The organism is uncultured Oribacterium sp., from assembly GCF_902481605.1.
Taxonomy (GTDB): Bacteria; Bacillota; Clostridia; order Lachnospirales; family Lachnospiraceae; genus Oribacterium; species Oribacterium sinus.
The window spans coordinates 1-14,673 of the sequence record NZ_CABSXI010000055.1 but is presented as its reverse complement, the minus strand read 5'-3'; the positions used below and the strand labels follow the sequence as shown (position 1 = coordinate 14,673).

Below are 14,673 nucleotides of genomic sequence, written 5' to 3'. Positions count from 1 at the left end.
CCATCTCCGGAGCAGGCCTCACAACGTCCACCCTTTACATTGAAAGAGAAACGCCCCTTGGTATAGCCTCTCTCCTTGGCATCCTTGGAGCTGGCAAAGAGGTCACGAATCAGGTCGAAGACGCCGGTATAGGTTGCGGGGTTGGAACGGGGGGTTCTTCCGATAGGGCTTTGGTCAATGTCAATGACTTTATCCAAGGCTTCCAAGCCCTCCATCTTTCTGAATTTTCCGGGAATCATTTTGGCCTTGTTCAATACCTTAGCACAATGCTTATGGACGATTTCATTGACGAGAGAGGACTTTCCGGAACCTGACACTCCGGTGACACAGGTGAATACGGATAAAGGAATCTTCACATCCACATTTTTTAAATTATTTTCCTGGGCACCGTAAACATCCAAGGTTTTCGTAAAACTCCTTCTTTGCTTTGGCAGAGGAATCTTTTTCTTTCCGCTTAAATACTGGCCGGTGATGGAGTCCTTATTTTTCATAATCTCCTTGGCAGTACCTACAGCCACTACCTGTCCACCGTGTTCTCCTGCTCCCGGACCGATATCTACAATCAAATCCGCCTCTCGCATGGTGTCTTCGTCATGCTCCACCACAATCACGGAATTTCCCAAATCTCGAAGGTGCTTTAAGGTGGCAATCAGCTTATCGTTATCCCTTTGATGAAGGCCGATACTGGGCTCATCCAAAATATAGGCAACCCCCACAAGACCTGAACCGATCTGAGTAGCCAGACGGATTCTTTGGGCTTCTCCTCCGGAAAGGGTGCCGGCAGAACGGGCAAGGCTTAGGTAATTCAGTCCCACGTCCAGCATAAACTTGCTTCTGGCCTTAATCTCCCTAATGATTTGGTCCGCAATTTTTTCTTCCATGGCAGTGAGGGTCACGGAAGAAATCCAATCGTGGAACTGGTCTAAAGGCATGGTTGTAGATTCGTAAATATTTTTTTCACCCACCGTTACGGAAAGGGAGCTGGGCTTCAGTCTGGCTCCGTGACAGCTGGGACAGGGGGTAATTCGCATAAACTGCTCGTATTCCTGCTTCATTTTCTCGGAAAAGCACTCCTTATATCGTCTTTCCACGTTATTGAGCAAGCCTTCAAATACCACACGGTGCACATTTCCCTTTCCAAACTGGGAGGCATAGCGTACCGTAATACTTTCCGTACCGGTACCATGGAGAATAATCTTCCGAATCTTCTCCGGAAGCTCACAAAATGGGGTATCTAAAGAAAAGCCGTACTTTTCGCTCAAAGCCACCAGCATGGCATGGGTAAAGCTTCCTTCATCCTTAGAATTCATCCAACCCATTACGGAAATGGCTCCCTGATTTAAAGACAAAGTTTCATCCGGAATCATCAGCTCCGCATCAAATTCCATCTTATAGCCTATTCCAAAGCAGGCAGGACAGGCTCCAAAAGGATTATTAAAAGAGAAGCTTCTGGGCTCGATTTCCTCTATACTGCTGCCGTCCACAGGACAGGAAAAGCTGGTGGAAAGCCGTAGCTCCTCCCCATTTAAAAAGTCCACAAGCAAAAGGCCGTTGCTTAAAGAAAGTACCTGCTCTATGGAGTCGGTAAGACGCTTCTCAATGCCCTTCCGTACCACAAGACGGTCTACCAATACTTCAATGGTATGCCGGTTATTTTTCTCTAAATCAATCTCTTCTTCCAGCTCATACATATTGCCGTCAATTCTGACCCGCACAAAGCCGGAACGGCGAACGCTTTCCAAAAGCTTTTCGTGCTTTCCCTTCTTTCCTCTCACCACGGGAGCAAAGAGTTGCATCTTCGTCCCCTCTTCCCGCTTCATCAGAAGGTCCACCATCTCATCCACGGTCTGCTTCTTGATTTCTCTTCCACATTCCGGGCAATGGGGAATTCCTACCCTGGCATAGAGAAGTCTAAGATAATCATAGATTTCCGTTACCGTTCCCACGGTAGAACGGGGGTTTCTGTTGGTGGATTTTTGGTCAATGGAAATAGCCGGAGAAAGCCCTTCAATCAACTCCACATCCGGTTTTTCCATCTGTCCCAAGAATTGTCTGGCATAAGAGGACAGGGACTCCATATATCTTCTTTGCCCTTCGGCATAAATGGTATCAAAGGCCAGGGAAGACTTTCCCGATCCGGATAATCCTGTAAGAACCACCAAAGAATCTCTGGGGATATCCAGATCCACATGCTTTAAATTATGCTCATTCGCACCACGAATTTTTATCCACTTCTTTTCCAATGTATTTCCCAAACCTCTCTCTACAATCTAGCTAAAAATAGCCGGCAAACATTTGTTTGCCGACTAAGCTTAACACCTCTATAAGGGCTTTTCAAGGGCTTCTTCTTAGGGACTGATGACGGGATTTTTTAGGATCTTATCGCCGTAAGAAAAAATGCCTTCCCAATATTAAAGCACCTTGGATAAAAAGCTCTGCACACGCTCATTTTCACTATGATAGAAAAAGTCTTCCGGAGCCGCCTCTGTAATAAAATATCCATCCTCTAAGAAAAGCACACGGTTGGAAACCTCCCGGGCAAAACCCATTTCATGGGTCACCACTACCATGGTCATCTTTTCCTCTGCCAAATCCCGCATAACCTGAAGCACTTCTCCCACCATTTCCGGGTCTAAGGCCGATGTGGGTTCGTCAAAGAGCATCACATCCGGCTCCATAGCCAGAGCCCTTACAATGGCCACTCTTTGCTGCTGTCCGCCGGAAAGCTGTAGGGGAAATTGCTGTGCCTTATCTTCCAGGCCCACTCTTTTTAAAAGAGCCATTGCCTTTTCCTCCGCCTCCTCCTTGGATTTCTTAAGGAGTTTTCTGGGGCCAAGAGTCAGGTTGTCCAAAATACTCATGTGGGGAAAGAGGTTAAACTGCTGAAACACCATCCCCATCTTCTGCCGTAAAGCATCCACATTCTTGCTATGCAGTACGCTTTGCCCTTCAAAGAAAATATCTCCCTTGGTCGGACTTTCCAAAGCATTTAAGCAGCGAAGAAAGGTGGACTTTCCGGAGCCGGAGGGTCCGATAATACTAATCACGTCTCCCTTATGAATTTCCACGGAGATATCATGTAAAACCTCTTGATTTTTAAATTGCTTATGGAGATGTTCTACCTTAATCAAGACCTCTGCCATCATTATCCCCTTTCTTTCCTTTGGAACGCCTCTTCCATCTTTTTCTCCAGGAAGGAGAAGAACATGGTTAAGATCAGATAAATCAAAGCCACCGTAAGCAATGGTGTCCAGGCATCATAGGTTCTGGAACGGACAATGTCTCCCGCCTTGGTTAAATCCTGTACTGCCACATAACCTGCCACCGCAGTTTCCTTAATCAGGACAATGAACTCGTTGAAGATGGCCGGAAGCACATTACGAACCGCCTGAGGCATAATGATATACCGCATAGTCTCACCATAGCTAAAACCGAGAGAACGACCTGCCTCCATCTGTCCCTTGGGGATGGACATAATTCCGGAACGGATGATTTCCGCCACATAAGCCGCAGAGTTTAGTCCGAATGCAATAATTCCCACAAACACTCCAGAGAAAATACGGGAAGTAAAGATACAGTAGTAAAAAATCATCAGCTGAATTACCGCCGGAGTACCTCGCATAATGGTCAGATAAAACTGACAAATCCCGTTGGCTATCTTGCCTTTTCCGGTTCTGTCATAGGTACTTCTCACCATACCGATGATAAAGCCCAATGCCACACCTATTACCAAAGCGAAAAAGGTGATAATCAAAGTATTTTTCAGTCCCTCCAGGAAATAGAGATAGCGTTTATCCTGCACCAGATTCATATACAGATGTTCCTGTAATGACATATTTTACTCCCCTCTACAGCGAGATGTCCCGCCACTTAGGCAGGACACCCGAAATGATTACAAAGCAACTGCTTATTTTGCCTGAATATACTTCGCTGTGATTTCCTCCAGCTTACCGTTATCCTTCAGTTTCTTTAAAGCCGCATTAATCTTTTCTACCAGCTCCGTGTTTCCCTTCTTGACACAGATAGCATACTCCTCTTCCGCATAAGCACTATCTAAAAGCTTTAAGCCCTTATTCTGAGAAACAAATACCTCTGCCGGATTCTTATCAATAATAACCGCATCTACCTTTCCTGCCTGTAAGGCCTGTACGGCATCTGCTCCCTTCGGAAAACGTTCTACGCTTTTTTCTCCTAAATCATCTGTGGAATACAGGTCTCCGGTGGTTCCCTGTTGTACGCCCACCTTCTTTCCCTTTAAATCATCAATGTTGCTGATGCTGGAATCCTCAGTCACAATGACACTCTGTACAGAGGTGGCATAGGGATCGGAGAAATCTACATTCTTTAAACGATCCTCATTAACCGTCATGCCGGCTGCACCGAAATCTGCCTTTCCGGACTGCACTGCAGGGATAATGGCATCAAAAGCCAAGTCGGATATTTCCAGCTTCATTCCCATCTCTTCCGCAATAGCTTCCGCAATGTCCACATCTATACCTACAATATCTTTTCCCTCGTGGTATTCATAGGGAGGAAATTCCGCGTTAGTAGCCATAATCAATGTACCGCCCTTTGCTTCCGCCTTAGCCGAATCCGTTTCCTTCGACCCTCTCGCCTGACTGCCCTGTTCTGTTCCCGCTTCACTACCCTTTGCTGTTCCTTCCGTACTTCCTTTGGAACCGCCGCAAGCTACCAAAGACAATCCTGCCAATGCCGCAATCAATAAGTACTTTTTCATATTCTCTCCTCCTTCAATACACCTAATCATACTGATTTCAAACAAGCTGACCGGGCAAAATCCTTTCCACTCAGCTAAAGCATACGCCTTACAATCCTGTCTTCTCAGAAGAAGGAACATGTATAAAGCCAAGCTGCCACGTGCATAATTATACTTTTAACTCAGGATATGTCAAGGACTTTTTTGAATATTTTTGCATATTTCCTTTTCTATTTGCATAAGTAGAAATTCTATTACTGCTTTACAGCGCTTCCCCGACTAGAAATATTGACGAAAGAAAGGCTTGAGGCGTTTCATTAATACGCCCCCTAAAATCCCTATCAGAACACCTGCAACAGAGCCTGCAATCAGTAAATAAGGAAGATAATACCAAAGGGCCGTGTTTCTTAGCAAAAAAGCCGCCATAAAAACCTGACCGATATTATGAAAGATTCCTCCAATTAAGCTGACACTGACTGTGGAAAAATGAACTAAGTTTTTAAACAGAAGCATCATAAAAAAACTGCATAAAAATCCACTTAAGGAATAACTAAGAGTCAAAGCATTTCCAAATAAAAGCGATAAAAGAATGATTCTTAAAAAGCCGATTACCGCTGTAGGAAATGGTCCTACGGAAAACAGCATTAAAATATTCACTAAATTCGCCAGACCCAGTTTTACTCCCGGAATGGGGATAGGCGTAGGAAGCTGAGCCTCCACATATCCCAAAATCATGGAAATGGCTAAAAACATGGCATAAATGCTAAGATGAATGCTGCTTCTACGCTTTGCCCCTAGGAGAGCCTTCTTGGAAATGTCATTTTCCCGGGTGCTTGTCTTTTTTTCCCTATCCTCCATGATCCTCCTTACTTCTACTCTATCCCAATGAAAAGTATGCTTTCTCTTTTCGGATAGACTGTCTTTATCGCATGAAAAAGGACGGCGCATGCGCCGTCCTGCTTTTGCTTTTCTTTCATCTTGATACTTCTGCAATGCTGTCCTTCTTCCCGTGCCGTCTTACTGTACTGTCTGTCCCGAGAAGTCGTCTATATTACAAAATGATTCAAACCCGAAGAGAAAAATTAAAGCTTTACTACGTTAGTAGCCTGAGGTCCCTTAGCTCCGTCAACTACTTCGAACTCAACGGCCTGACCTTCTTCCAAAGACTTGAATCCGTCTCCGGACAATCCGGAATAATGTACGAATACATCCTTTCCTGTCTCATCAGAGATAAATCCATAACCCTTCTGGTTGTTAAACCACTTTACTGTACCTTTCATTACTATATCCTCCAAAAAACAATTGCAACCGAAATTGATTACAACAATGGAAGAATACCATATCCCCTGCACTTCGTCAACCGCATTTTTAGAAGAATCCTAGCATTTTGGTTTTTTTCTGAATGATTTTATCCCTCTTTTTTAGAAAACTCGAAAAAAGAAGCCTTGTGAAAAAAATTATCTATTAAGCAATTCTTCCAAATCATTCTCCAAAAATATATATTTCTTATTGCAAAAATCACAACGTACTTCCTGGGATTTATGGTCAGAAAGTAAAGATTCAATTTCTTTCTTTCCTAAAGAAATCAAAGCCTTCTCTACCCTTTCTCTGCTGCAGTTGCAGTGATAGCGAAGTTCCCGCTTCTCATGAATTTCCAGACCGAAATCTCCCAAAAGATATTCCAATAATTCCTCAGGACTATATTTTGCCAGTAAATCCGTAACGGAATGCACCTTAGATAACTTCTCCTCCAGCTTGTCCAAAAGACTTTCCTCTGCAAAGGGAAGAAGCTGAATAATAAAGCCTCCGGACTCAGCTACGGTATTTTCCTTATTCATCAGAACACCAAGCCCAACGGAGGAAGGAATCTGCTCACTGATACTGTAGTAAGCATTGATATCCTCGGCAATTTCCCCGCTGATTAAGGCAGTTTGTCCCACATAAGGCTCTCCCAAACCATTGTCCCGGATTACGGAAAGAAAACCCTTTCCTACTGCTCCCCCCACATTTAAGTGACCATCCTCTCTTGCAGGAAGAATCACATAGGGATTGCCGCAAACACCCTTTACATTGCCATGGGAGTCTGCCGTAGCCACAAGACTCTTCATAGGACCGTCTCCCTTGATAGAAAGCGTAATCAGATCCTTCTCTCCCTTTAACTCTACCCCCATCATCAGAGCCGCACTCATCAGTCTGCCCATAGCCGCAGTGGCAATGGGGGAAGTATTATGAATCCGTCTTTGCTCCTCTGCCGTATTTCTGGTGCTGCAGGCAAAGGCGCGAATCTGCCCTTCCGCCGCAGTTCCTCTTACTAAATAGTCTGTATTAGCCATTTTGTAATAATTCTCTCTCTTTTTCTTCGTCTTTTCTCATGCAACACTTTTTATATTTCTTTCCGGAGCCGCAGGGACAAGCATCATTAGGATAAATCTTCTTGCTCTCTCTCTTTACCGTTCCGGACTTCTTCTGCTCCTTATAGAGCTCTTTTCTCTTTTCTTCTGTCAAAATGGAATCCCAAGCCGGAAGCTCATAGAGCCAGGAAGCCTTGGCCTCCACCATGTTGTAGTACAACTTTTCCGGATCAATCTGAATCTTAACAACAGTATCCTCTTCCATAGTATCGATAGGATTATGGTAGCCTGCTAAAGACTCATCGATTCCGTCCAGAATTCCTACGAAAATGAAAGGGTCGATGGAGAACTTCTCTGCCAATTCCTTTACGCTTCCCTCATAAACCTTCTTCGGATCCTTCAGGATTTCCTCGTAAAATCCCTTCTCCAAAGCAAAATACTTCTGCCAAAGAGCTTCCTGCTCCTGCTTATTCATGCCGTTTCCGTAGGCGGTATTTCTCCAATTTTCTAACAAAGTTGCCATAACTATCTCCATTTCTCCATTTAATTTTGACTCATAGCGAGTATGTTTGCAAACTTTAGGTCCATCCGAGGATGCAATCCCAATAACCTAATGATTATACCAAAAATTCCATCATTTACAACCGGAGGAAATCGGGCAAAGTTACTGAGGGCAATCCGAGCCCGCCGGTACTTACAGAAAGTCAGCGAAGTGAAGGACTGTAGACAGAAATTAAATAGTTGAAGCGACAGATGCAGTATAGGTAGGAAAGAGGGCAATCCGAGCCCGCCGGTACTTACTGAAAGCGAACAAAGTGAAGCTTGAAGTTTAGTCCCGCTGCGAAGGCGAGGTTAGCGGGAGCGTGCCCGATTTCCTACCTATACTGCATCGGAGCGTGCTTCTTCAAAAGTTACAGCCTCTTCCCTTCGCAAGGGCGAAGTTAGCGGGAGCGTGCCCCTGTTCAGTACTCTATGCAGAAAAACGATGGAAAACATTTTATCCCCTTCTTAGCTGTCTAAATTTTCCCTAAATCCTCAAAGTGCTCCGCTTGATTCGGGATTTGTTTCTTTTCCAAGCGTTTATTGGCATAACGGCGGATACCGTTTAGGATAACAGCCCATAACGGAACAGCGATAATCATCCCCACAAAGCCGAAAAGACCGCCGAATAGAATGATGGAGAACAGTACCCAGAAGCTGGAAAGTCCGGTGGAGTCTCCCAAAATCTTCGGTCCGATTACATTTCCGTCCAGCTGCTGGATAGCTAAAATAGCAATAGCAAAGTACAGAGCCTGCAACGGACTGCTTAACATAATCAAGATAATACAGGGAATGGCCCCCACAAAGGGACCGAAGAAAGGTACCACATTGGTCACGCCAATGATTACGGAAACCAACAGGGTGTAAGGCATCTTCATAATACTTAAAACAAAGAAGGTTAGAATTCCAATAATCACACTGTCAATAATTTTCCCCAAAATAAAACCGCCGAACATCTTGTGAACATACTGCAGTTCTTCAATAATTCCTTTCGCTTTTTCCTTGGAAAAGATAGCAAAAAGGAGCTTTCTGAATTGTAGCTTCAAGGTCTTTTTCAGGTTTAAAAGGTAAACCATCACAATCAAACCGATTAAGATATTCTTAACCACCGTAAAGGTATTCCAAATACCGTCCCGGAAAAAGGCGGCAATATTTTGTAAATGTCCTAAAATCGTTTGCGCACTTTCCGGTTTATTGCTAAAGAAAGCACTGATTTCATTATACCAGTCCTCTACATATTCTCTTGCCTCCGGATAGTTGGTTAATAAAGTCTGAATTCTTTCATAAGAGCGGTTAAGGGCATCCGGTAAAGTAAGATAGAGATTAAAGACAGATCTGGTCAACTCCGGAATCAGAAGAGATACCAAACTTCCTCCAATCAATACTAAGAATAATAAGCTACAAATTGTTGCCAAAAAACTGCTTAGCGTACTTTGTTTTTTACTCTTCTTACGAAAAATCTTGTTCAAAAAAAGTTCAGTATATTTCACTACAAAATCATAAACAGGACTCATCAAATAAGCCAGAACAGCCCCATAAATGATTGGCATTAAAATCTGAATAAAGAGACTGAAATTTTTGTTAATAGTCTCTAAATGACTCACTATAATAAAAAGTAGGGAAGTTGCCGCCAATACCAAAAAGGCAGTAATTCCCCACTTGATTTGTTCTGTCCAATTTTCCCTTTTCATGGCTCCATTCTCCTAAGAAGAACGATTCTGTATTCACCGTTCTATACATCTATCTCTTTTCCCTGCACTCCCGCTTATTACTACATATAAAAGCCGGGTACTCCGGCTTAATATACTATAAAAGCTAAGCCCCAGGCTTAGTATAAGCAATAAAAGCTAAGTACTCTCTACCTTAGCCTAAATACAAAAAATCAGACTCACCAAAGCGCCGTACCACACGTTTGACTCCTAGCATAAAGCCAGGTGGGTTACCTCACGGATTTCTCAAGGATCCTTAACCGCAGGACGGAAGGCTTGCTATCCTAATCGCAAATATCGGAATCCCGTATGTCATATTTGTAGGTTCAAATTGTGTGGACTCGAACGCCCCAGCCAAGTCTGTAAAAAAATTATAGCAAAGGGTACCTGGGCTTGCAAGTAAGAATTTCTATTCCATAACTTACAGATTTTCTATTCCATAGCTTACAAAAAGCATTCCCTTTTCCACGGAAATCTCCGCCTCTTCTCCTGTAAAGGCATTACTCACCCCTATAGGAAAGCTATTCTTTAAACAGCCTTTATCAATCTGATATAGAAGTCCTTTTTCTTCTACTCCCCTAGCCTCTTCGGAATAGGAAAATACGGAGCAAGTCCCCTGCATTCCTTTCGGAAAATGCAGACTTCCATCCTGAAGTGCCGTAATGAGCTCTTCTTTTCCATATAAATATCCTTTAGCCCTTTGTTCGGTAAGAAAGGCCAGACTTTGTAATGCGGCAAGGCTATGATCGAAGCGCCTACCCTCTAAAGCTCCAAAGATATGGATTTCCCGGATTCCCTCTTCCAGGCAAAGCTTAATGGCCGCTAAAAGATCCGTATCATTTTTCACCACGGGAAGTTGCTTTAAGGGAATCCCCTGGAAAGATGACTCTGAAAGAAATTCCGCCCTCTCCTTCGGATTTTCCGAAAAAATATTATAGGATAGAGGAGCAGGATTTTCCGAAAAGCTTGCAGCCAAAGAATCCAAATCTCCCAAAATCAAAGAAGGGGTAATACCTTCCTCTTGACAGTATCGGAAACCTCCATCCACTGCAATAATCAGATCCTCCTTCTTTAAAGAAAAAGGAATGCCATAAAAGTATCCGGCACAGATTAATATTCCTCTTCTTTCCATACTTTCTCCTGTCTCATTGCACAAATTCCCTTTTGTGCATTTTTCTTTCCTAAGCATTTGTATAAAGCACTATCTTTCCCCGGAAATGCATTCCCGATTCTTTCTTAATCAGCTTTCTTTTTTCTTCACTCTCATAGAGCTAAAAAAATGGGAAAGCAGTTCTCTCGCCTCCCCCTCCAGCACATTTTCCCGAATCGCCACTCTATGGTTTAGTTCCTTCATTTGTAAAACATTTAATAGAGAACCGCAGAAGCCGGCTTTAGGATTCCGAAGAGAAAAGACCAGACGGGGAATTCTAGCCTGTAAAATAGCTCCCGCACACATGGGACAAGGCTCCAAATTCACATAGAGGGTGCAATCCTCCAAGCGCCAGTCTCCTATTTTCTTACAGGCCTTCTCAATGGCTAAAATTTCTCCATGATAGAGGGCATTGTTTTTTTGATTTCTCCGGTTATAGCCTCTGCCCAATATCGTTCCCGGAAGAATCCCCTTTTCTTGGCAAAGTCTTCCCATGGGAGAATCCGGCTTTGTCCCGTCATAAACAATCAGCGCCCCGATGGGTACATCCCCCCGGGACGCTGCTTTTTTCGCCAGGGAAAGAGCCATCTTCATATAGTCTTTCTCTGTTTTCATTTCTTTCTAAAACTCCTTATAAAGGGACTTTCCGATTAACTCTGAAGGTAATGCCACGGAGAAGTTTTCCGCAACACTGGCACCGATAACGCCGAAGCTATCCTGTTCTTCTCCTTGTCCCCCTGCAATTCCCTTATGATAAACCAAAAGAGGAACCTGTTCTCTGGTATGATCCGTTCCGGAAAATGTGGGATCATTTCCGTGGTCTGCAGTCAGCATCAGGAGGTCATCTTCTCCCAAAACAGAAAGCAATTCTCCCAGCTTCTCATCAAAGCGCTGAATTTCTTCCCCATAGCCCACAGGATCTCTTCTATGGCCGTAAAGAGCATCAAAGTCCACCAAGTTCACAAAGCAAAGTCCTTGAAAATCCTCATCCTTTGCCAGGGCAATACACTGTTCCATTCCTTCCACAGAGGAACGGGAGTGAATCGCCTTATTGATTCCCTCTCCCACGAAAATGTCGTTGATTTTTCCAATGGAAATTACGGAAAGTCCTGCTTCTTCCAGATAATTTAAAACGGTTTTTGTAGGTGGTTTTAGGGCCAGGTCATGACGGTTGGAGGTTCTTTTAAACTCTCCCCTTTTCTCCCCTACATAGGGTCTGGCAATCACCCTTCCAACCCTCCATTCGTCCTTCATGGTGATTTCTCTGGCGATTTCACAATCCTTATACAGTTCCTCCAGCCCAAAATACTTGGGATCTTCAGGGGCGGCAATCTGCAATACGGAGTCCGCAGAAGTATAGACAATCATACTTCCGGTCCTTAATTGCTCCTCTCCCAGCTCCTCAATGATTTCCGTACCGGAGGCTGCCTTGTTTCCGATCACCTTTCTTCCGGTCTTCTCTTCCAATTCCTGAATTAATGCAGGAGGAAAGCCGGTGTCGGTAAAGGTAATAAAGGGCTTTTCCGTCTTTATCCCCATCATTTCCCAGTGTCCGGTCATGGTGTCCTTACCGTTACTGGCTTCATTTAAGGCATAGTACTTGGCCATAGGCTTTTCTACCGGAGAAACCCCTTTTAAGCGCTTTAAATTTCCCATGCCCAGCTTTTCCAAATTAGGGATGGAAAATGAGGGCATCTTTTCTGTAATATGAAGGAAGGTATCCGTACCTTCGTCTCCAAACTTTGCTGCATCCTTGCCATTTCCAATGCCTAAAGAATCTAAAACAATCAAAAATATTCTTTTAAATTTCATCTTTCCTACTTTCTCTCTTTCTCCCTTTGAATCAGGAGCTTTACGGCCTCAATGGCGGTCTGAATCGCCAAATCCGTATCGTGTAAAATTTCGTTGGAAAGCCCGGCTTTCACTCTCTCCTGGTTGGAGACTACAAATAAAATGGTGCCTACCTGCTTTTTCAGATAGGCTCCCACGGTAAAAAGCGCCGCACTTTCCATTTCGGAAGCCTTACAACCTAATTTGCACCAGGCATCCCACTTCTCCAGCAATTCCTTGGAGACCGGTAAGTCCTCCGGCTTATGCTGTCCATAAAAAGCATCCTTACACTGCACTACCCCCACATGGGTTTTTGCGGAAAGCTTTTTTCCTGCCTCTTCCAGCACCTTAGTCAGCTCGAAGTCTGCTGTGGCTGGCCACTCGATAGGGGCATATTCCTTGGAGGTTCCCTCCATACGGATTGCAGATTGGGCAATCACCAAATCTCCCGCTTCTACAGAAAGGTCCATCCCTCCCGCTGTGCCTACACGGATAAAAACCTCTCCTCCGCAGGTACTAAGCTCTTCCAGGGCAATAGAAGCGGAGGGTCCGCCTATACCGGTGGAACAGACACTGACCTTTTCCCCCAAAAGAGTACCGGTATAAGTCACATACTCTCTTCTGTCTGCCACCAATTCCGGATTGTCAAAATATTTCGCAATCTTTTCACAGCGCTTCGGATCTCCGGGAAGGAGAACATATTTCCCCAAATCTCCCTTTTTTACTCCGATATGATAACAGCGTTCATCTTCTGAATAATTAATCATGGAAACTCCTTATGCTAAAGCCAATGCAAATGCCTTGTGCTAAATGTTATGCAAATACTTATGCCAAGCTTAACGCAAAATCTTTATGCCAAATAGAGCACAAAATCCTTATGCCAAACGTAATGCAATCTCCATCATATCCTTAAAGCCCACCTTTCTCTCTTCCGGAGAAAGCTCTGTTCCCTTTAAGATATGGTCGGAAATGGAAAGAATCGCCAAAGCTTTCTTGCCGGCCTTTGCCGCATTCATATAGAGGGCTGCAGCCTCCATTTCCACGCAAAGGGCACCCATGCTTGCCCACTTTTCGTTGGCCTTGGTATAGCCATTATAGAAAACATCGGAGGAAACCACATTTCCTACCTTAACAGGAATCTTTAATTCTCTGGCTGTTCCCACCGCTTTCTCCAGTAAGGAGTAGTCTGCGATAGGAGCAAAGTCACCCGGTAGTTCATACTGATAGCTGTAGCGAGAATCCGTGCAGGCACCCATAGCCATAACCACATCCTTCAGCTCAATATCCTCGCGTAAAGCCCCTGCGGAACCGATACGAATAATGGCATCCACATCGTAGTGGTTAAAAAGCTCATAGGAATAGATGCCGATGGAGGGCATCCCCATTCCCGCCCCCATCACGGAAACTTCCTTTCCGTTGTATTTTCCGGTAAAGCCCAACATATTTCTCACCGTATTAAAACACTTTACATCCGTCAAAAAGTTCTCTGCAATAAACTTGGCCCGAAGGGGATCCCCCGGCATTAAAACGGTCTTGGCAATCTGCCCCAACTCTGCTTCATTATGTGCTGTTCCCATACTATTCTCCTTGATTGTCGACTAAATCATATTATCTTTGATAGAAGTATCTTTGATAGAAGTATCTTTGATAGAAGTATCTTTGATAGAAGCAATATTTACCGCTTCCCATAATACTTTTTTCAATCTTTATAAACTTTTCGATCTTGTAACTGCAAAAACTATCTCCAAAATAAAGGACTGTCCCTAAAACAACTGCTTAGTCCTCCAGAGCCTCCGGCAAAAAGGCATGGGGAAGAAGCTCTGCTAGAGTATAAATCTGATACTCCTCTTCATTTTTTGCCAAAATGACCTGAAAACTTTGTAAATCCACAAACTCCGCCATCACCTGACGACATATACCGCAGGGCATACAGTAGGAAAGCTCTTCACTATCCTTCATGCCTCCTACTATGGCGATTCTCCGAAAATGCTTATAGCCCTCACTGACCGCCTTAAACACGGCGGTTCTTTCTCCGCAGTTGCTGGCTCCATAGGAGGCATTCTCCACATTACAGCCTAAAAATACTTCTCCTGAATCCGTTTCCAACGCTACGCCCACCTGAAAATGAGAGTAGGGACTATAGGCTTTTCTTCTGGCCTGAAGCGCCTTCCGAATCAAAGCCTTAGCATTATTTTCACTTACACTGTCCTTTGTACTTGTATCCTCTGTTCTCAAACGATTCTCTTCCTTTCCTTCGTCTATAGATTTTCTATAGCATAAGGCTTTTCTTCAAAAAAGACCAGTCTTTCCGGATACAAAAAAAGTGATAAAGGATACTTCCTCTATCACAATCCTCACGAAAACCTTGTTTTCAGC

Annotated in this window: 15 protein-coding genes; all 15 read right to left on the bottom strand. The window is 44.0% G+C overall.

What is annotated here, in order from left to right; translation table 11 throughout:
- The coding region (gene uvrA, locus RDQ32_RS08755) for an excinuclease ABC subunit UvrA (protein WP_308580066.1) at window positions 1-2,255 on the bottom strand (2,255 nt) is incomplete at its 3' end.
- 156 nt (window positions 2,256-2,411) lie between these two features.
- Window positions 2,412-3,143, bottom strand: coding sequence for an amino acid ABC transporter ATP-binding protein (locus tag RDQ32_RS08750; RefSeq protein ID WP_304071102.1), 732 nt, complete (start codon window positions 3,141-3,143; stop codon window positions 2,412-2,414).
- Between the two features lie 2 nt (window positions 3,144-3,145).
- Complete coding sequence (locus tag RDQ32_RS08745) at window positions 3,146-3,835, bottom strand: amino acid ABC transporter permease (protein ID WP_308580064.1); 690 nt, start codon at window positions 3,833-3,835, stop codon at window positions 3,146-3,148.
- 72 nt (window positions 3,836-3,907) lie between these two features.
- The gene (locus tag RDQ32_RS08740) at window positions 3,908-4,738 is read right to left on the bottom strand and encodes a basic amino acid ABC transporter substrate-binding protein (RefSeq protein ID WP_308580063.1); all 831 of its coding nucleotides are present in this window, start codon (window positions 4,736-4,738) and stop codon (window positions 3,908-3,910) included.
- A gap of 258 nt (window positions 4,739-4,996) precedes the next feature.
- Window positions 4,997-5,575 (bottom strand): Gx transporter family protein, encoded by a 579-nt coding sequence (locus RDQ32_RS08735; RefSeq protein WP_308580062.1) that lies wholly within the window; start codon window positions 5,573-5,575, stop codon window positions 4,997-4,999.
- Window positions 5,576-5,799: 224 nt separating this feature from the next.
- The gene (locus RDQ32_RS08730) at window positions 5,800-5,997 is read right to left on the bottom strand and encodes a cold-shock protein (protein ID WP_007156460.1); all 198 of its coding nucleotides are present in this window, start codon (window positions 5,995-5,997) and stop codon (window positions 5,800-5,802) included.
- A gap of 177 nt (window positions 5,998-6,174) precedes the next feature.
- The gene (gene hslO, locus RDQ32_RS08725; protein WP_007156461.1) at window positions 6,175-7,050 is read right to left on the bottom strand and encodes an Hsp33 family molecular chaperone HslO; all 876 of its coding nucleotides are present in this window, start codon (window positions 7,048-7,050) and stop codon (window positions 6,175-6,177) included.
- Window positions 7,043-7,591 carry an SEC-C metal-binding domain-containing protein gene (locus RDQ32_RS08720; protein WP_040648399.1) on the bottom strand — a complete coding sequence of 183 codons (549 nt, stop codon included), beginning with the start codon at window positions 7,589-7,591 and terminating at the stop codon, window positions 7,043-7,045. Before RDQ32_RS08720 ends, hslO begins: the two co-directional genes overlap by 8 nt.
- A 493-nt stretch (window positions 7,592-8,084) precedes the next feature.
- Complete coding sequence (locus tag RDQ32_RS08715) at window positions 8,085-9,299, bottom strand: AI-2E family transporter (RefSeq protein WP_308580059.1); 1,215 nt, start codon at window positions 9,297-9,299, stop codon at window positions 8,085-8,087.
- A 439-nt stretch (window positions 9,300-9,738) separates the two neighbouring features.
- Window positions 9,739-10,449 (bottom strand): thiamine diphosphokinase, encoded by a 711-nt coding sequence (locus RDQ32_RS08710; RefSeq protein ID WP_308580057.1) that lies wholly within the window; start codon window positions 10,447-10,449, stop codon window positions 9,739-9,741.
- Window positions 10,450-10,557: 108 nt separating this feature from the next.
- On the bottom strand, window positions 10,558-11,082 hold the full coding sequence (locus RDQ32_RS08705; RefSeq protein ID WP_308580056.1) for a nucleoside deaminase: 525 nt from the start codon (window positions 11,080-11,082) through the stop codon (window positions 10,558-10,560).
- Window positions 11,083-11,088: 6 nt separating this feature from the next.
- Entirely contained in the window at window positions 11,089-12,279 is a 1,191-nt protein-coding gene (locus tag RDQ32_RS08700) for a phosphopentomutase (RefSeq protein WP_308580055.1), read from the bottom strand.
- A 5-nt stretch (window positions 12,280-12,284) separates the two neighbouring features.
- Window positions 12,285-13,064, bottom strand: coding sequence for a uridine phosphorylase (udp, locus tag RDQ32_RS08695; RefSeq protein ID WP_308580053.1), 780 nt, complete (start codon window positions 13,062-13,064; stop codon window positions 12,285-12,287).
- Between the two features lie 108 nt (window positions 13,065-13,172).
- Window positions 13,173-13,874, bottom strand: coding sequence for a purine-nucleoside phosphorylase (deoD, locus tag RDQ32_RS08690; protein ID WP_308580051.1), 702 nt, complete (start codon window positions 13,872-13,874; stop codon window positions 13,173-13,175).
- 199 nt (window positions 13,875-14,073) lie between these two features.
- Entirely contained in the window at window positions 14,074-14,532 is a 459-nt protein-coding gene (locus tag RDQ32_RS08685; RefSeq protein ID WP_308580049.1) for a cytidine deaminase, read from the bottom strand.
- Between the last annotated feature and the right edge of the window lie 141 nt (window positions 14,533-14,673).

Excerpts from the sequence above, each read along its gene's own strand:
- RDQ32_RS08740 (WP_308580063.1), bottom strand. The coding sequence starts at position 4,738 with ATGAAAAAGTACTTATTGATTGCGGCATTGGCAGGATTGTCTTTGGTA.
- RDQ32_RS08715 (WP_308580059.1), bottom strand. The coding sequence starts at position 9,299 with ATGAAAAGGGAAAATTGGACAGAACAAATCAAGTGGGGAATTACTGCC.
- RDQ32_RS08730 (WP_007156460.1), bottom strand. The coding sequence starts at position 5,997 with ATGAAAGGTACAGTAAAGTGGTTTAACAACCAGAAGGGTTATGGATTT.
- udp (WP_308580053.1), bottom strand. The coding sequence starts at position 13,064 with ATGATTAATTATTCAGAAGATGAACGCTGTTATCATATCGGAGTAAAA.
- hslO (WP_007156461.1), bottom strand. The coding sequence starts at position 7,050 with ATGGCTAATACAGACTATTTAGTAAGAGGAACTGCGGCGGAAGGGCAG.
- RDQ32_RS08745 (WP_308580064.1), bottom strand. The coding sequence starts at position 3,835 with ATGTCATTACAGGAACATCTGTATATGAATCTGGTGCAGGATAAACGC.
- RDQ32_RS08735 (WP_308580062.1), bottom strand. The coding sequence starts at position 5,575 with ATGGAGGATAGGGAAAAAAAGACAAGCACCCGGGAAAATGACATTTCC.
- RDQ32_RS08705 (WP_308580056.1), bottom strand. The coding sequence starts at position 11,082 with ATGAAAACAGAGAAAGACTATATGAAGATGGCTCTTTCCCTGGCGAAA.
- RDQ32_RS08720 (WP_040648399.1), bottom strand. The coding sequence starts at position 7,591 with ATGGCAACTTTGTTAGAAAATTGGAGAAATACCGCCTACGGAAACGGC.
- deoD (WP_308580051.1), bottom strand. The coding sequence starts at position 13,874 with ATGGGAACAGCACATAATGAAGCAGAGTTGGGGCAGATTGCCAAGACC.
- RDQ32_RS08700 (WP_308580055.1), bottom strand. The coding sequence starts at position 12,279 with ATGAAATTTAAAAGAATATTTTTGATTGTTTTAGATTCTTTAGGCATT.
- RDQ32_RS08710 (WP_308580057.1), bottom strand. The coding sequence starts at position 10,449 with ATGGAAAGAAGAGGAATATTAATCTGTGCCGGATACTTTTATGGCATT.
- RDQ32_RS08750 (WP_304071102.1), bottom strand. The coding sequence starts at position 3,143 with ATGGCAGAGGTCTTGATTAAGGTAGAACATCTCCATAAGCAATTTAAA.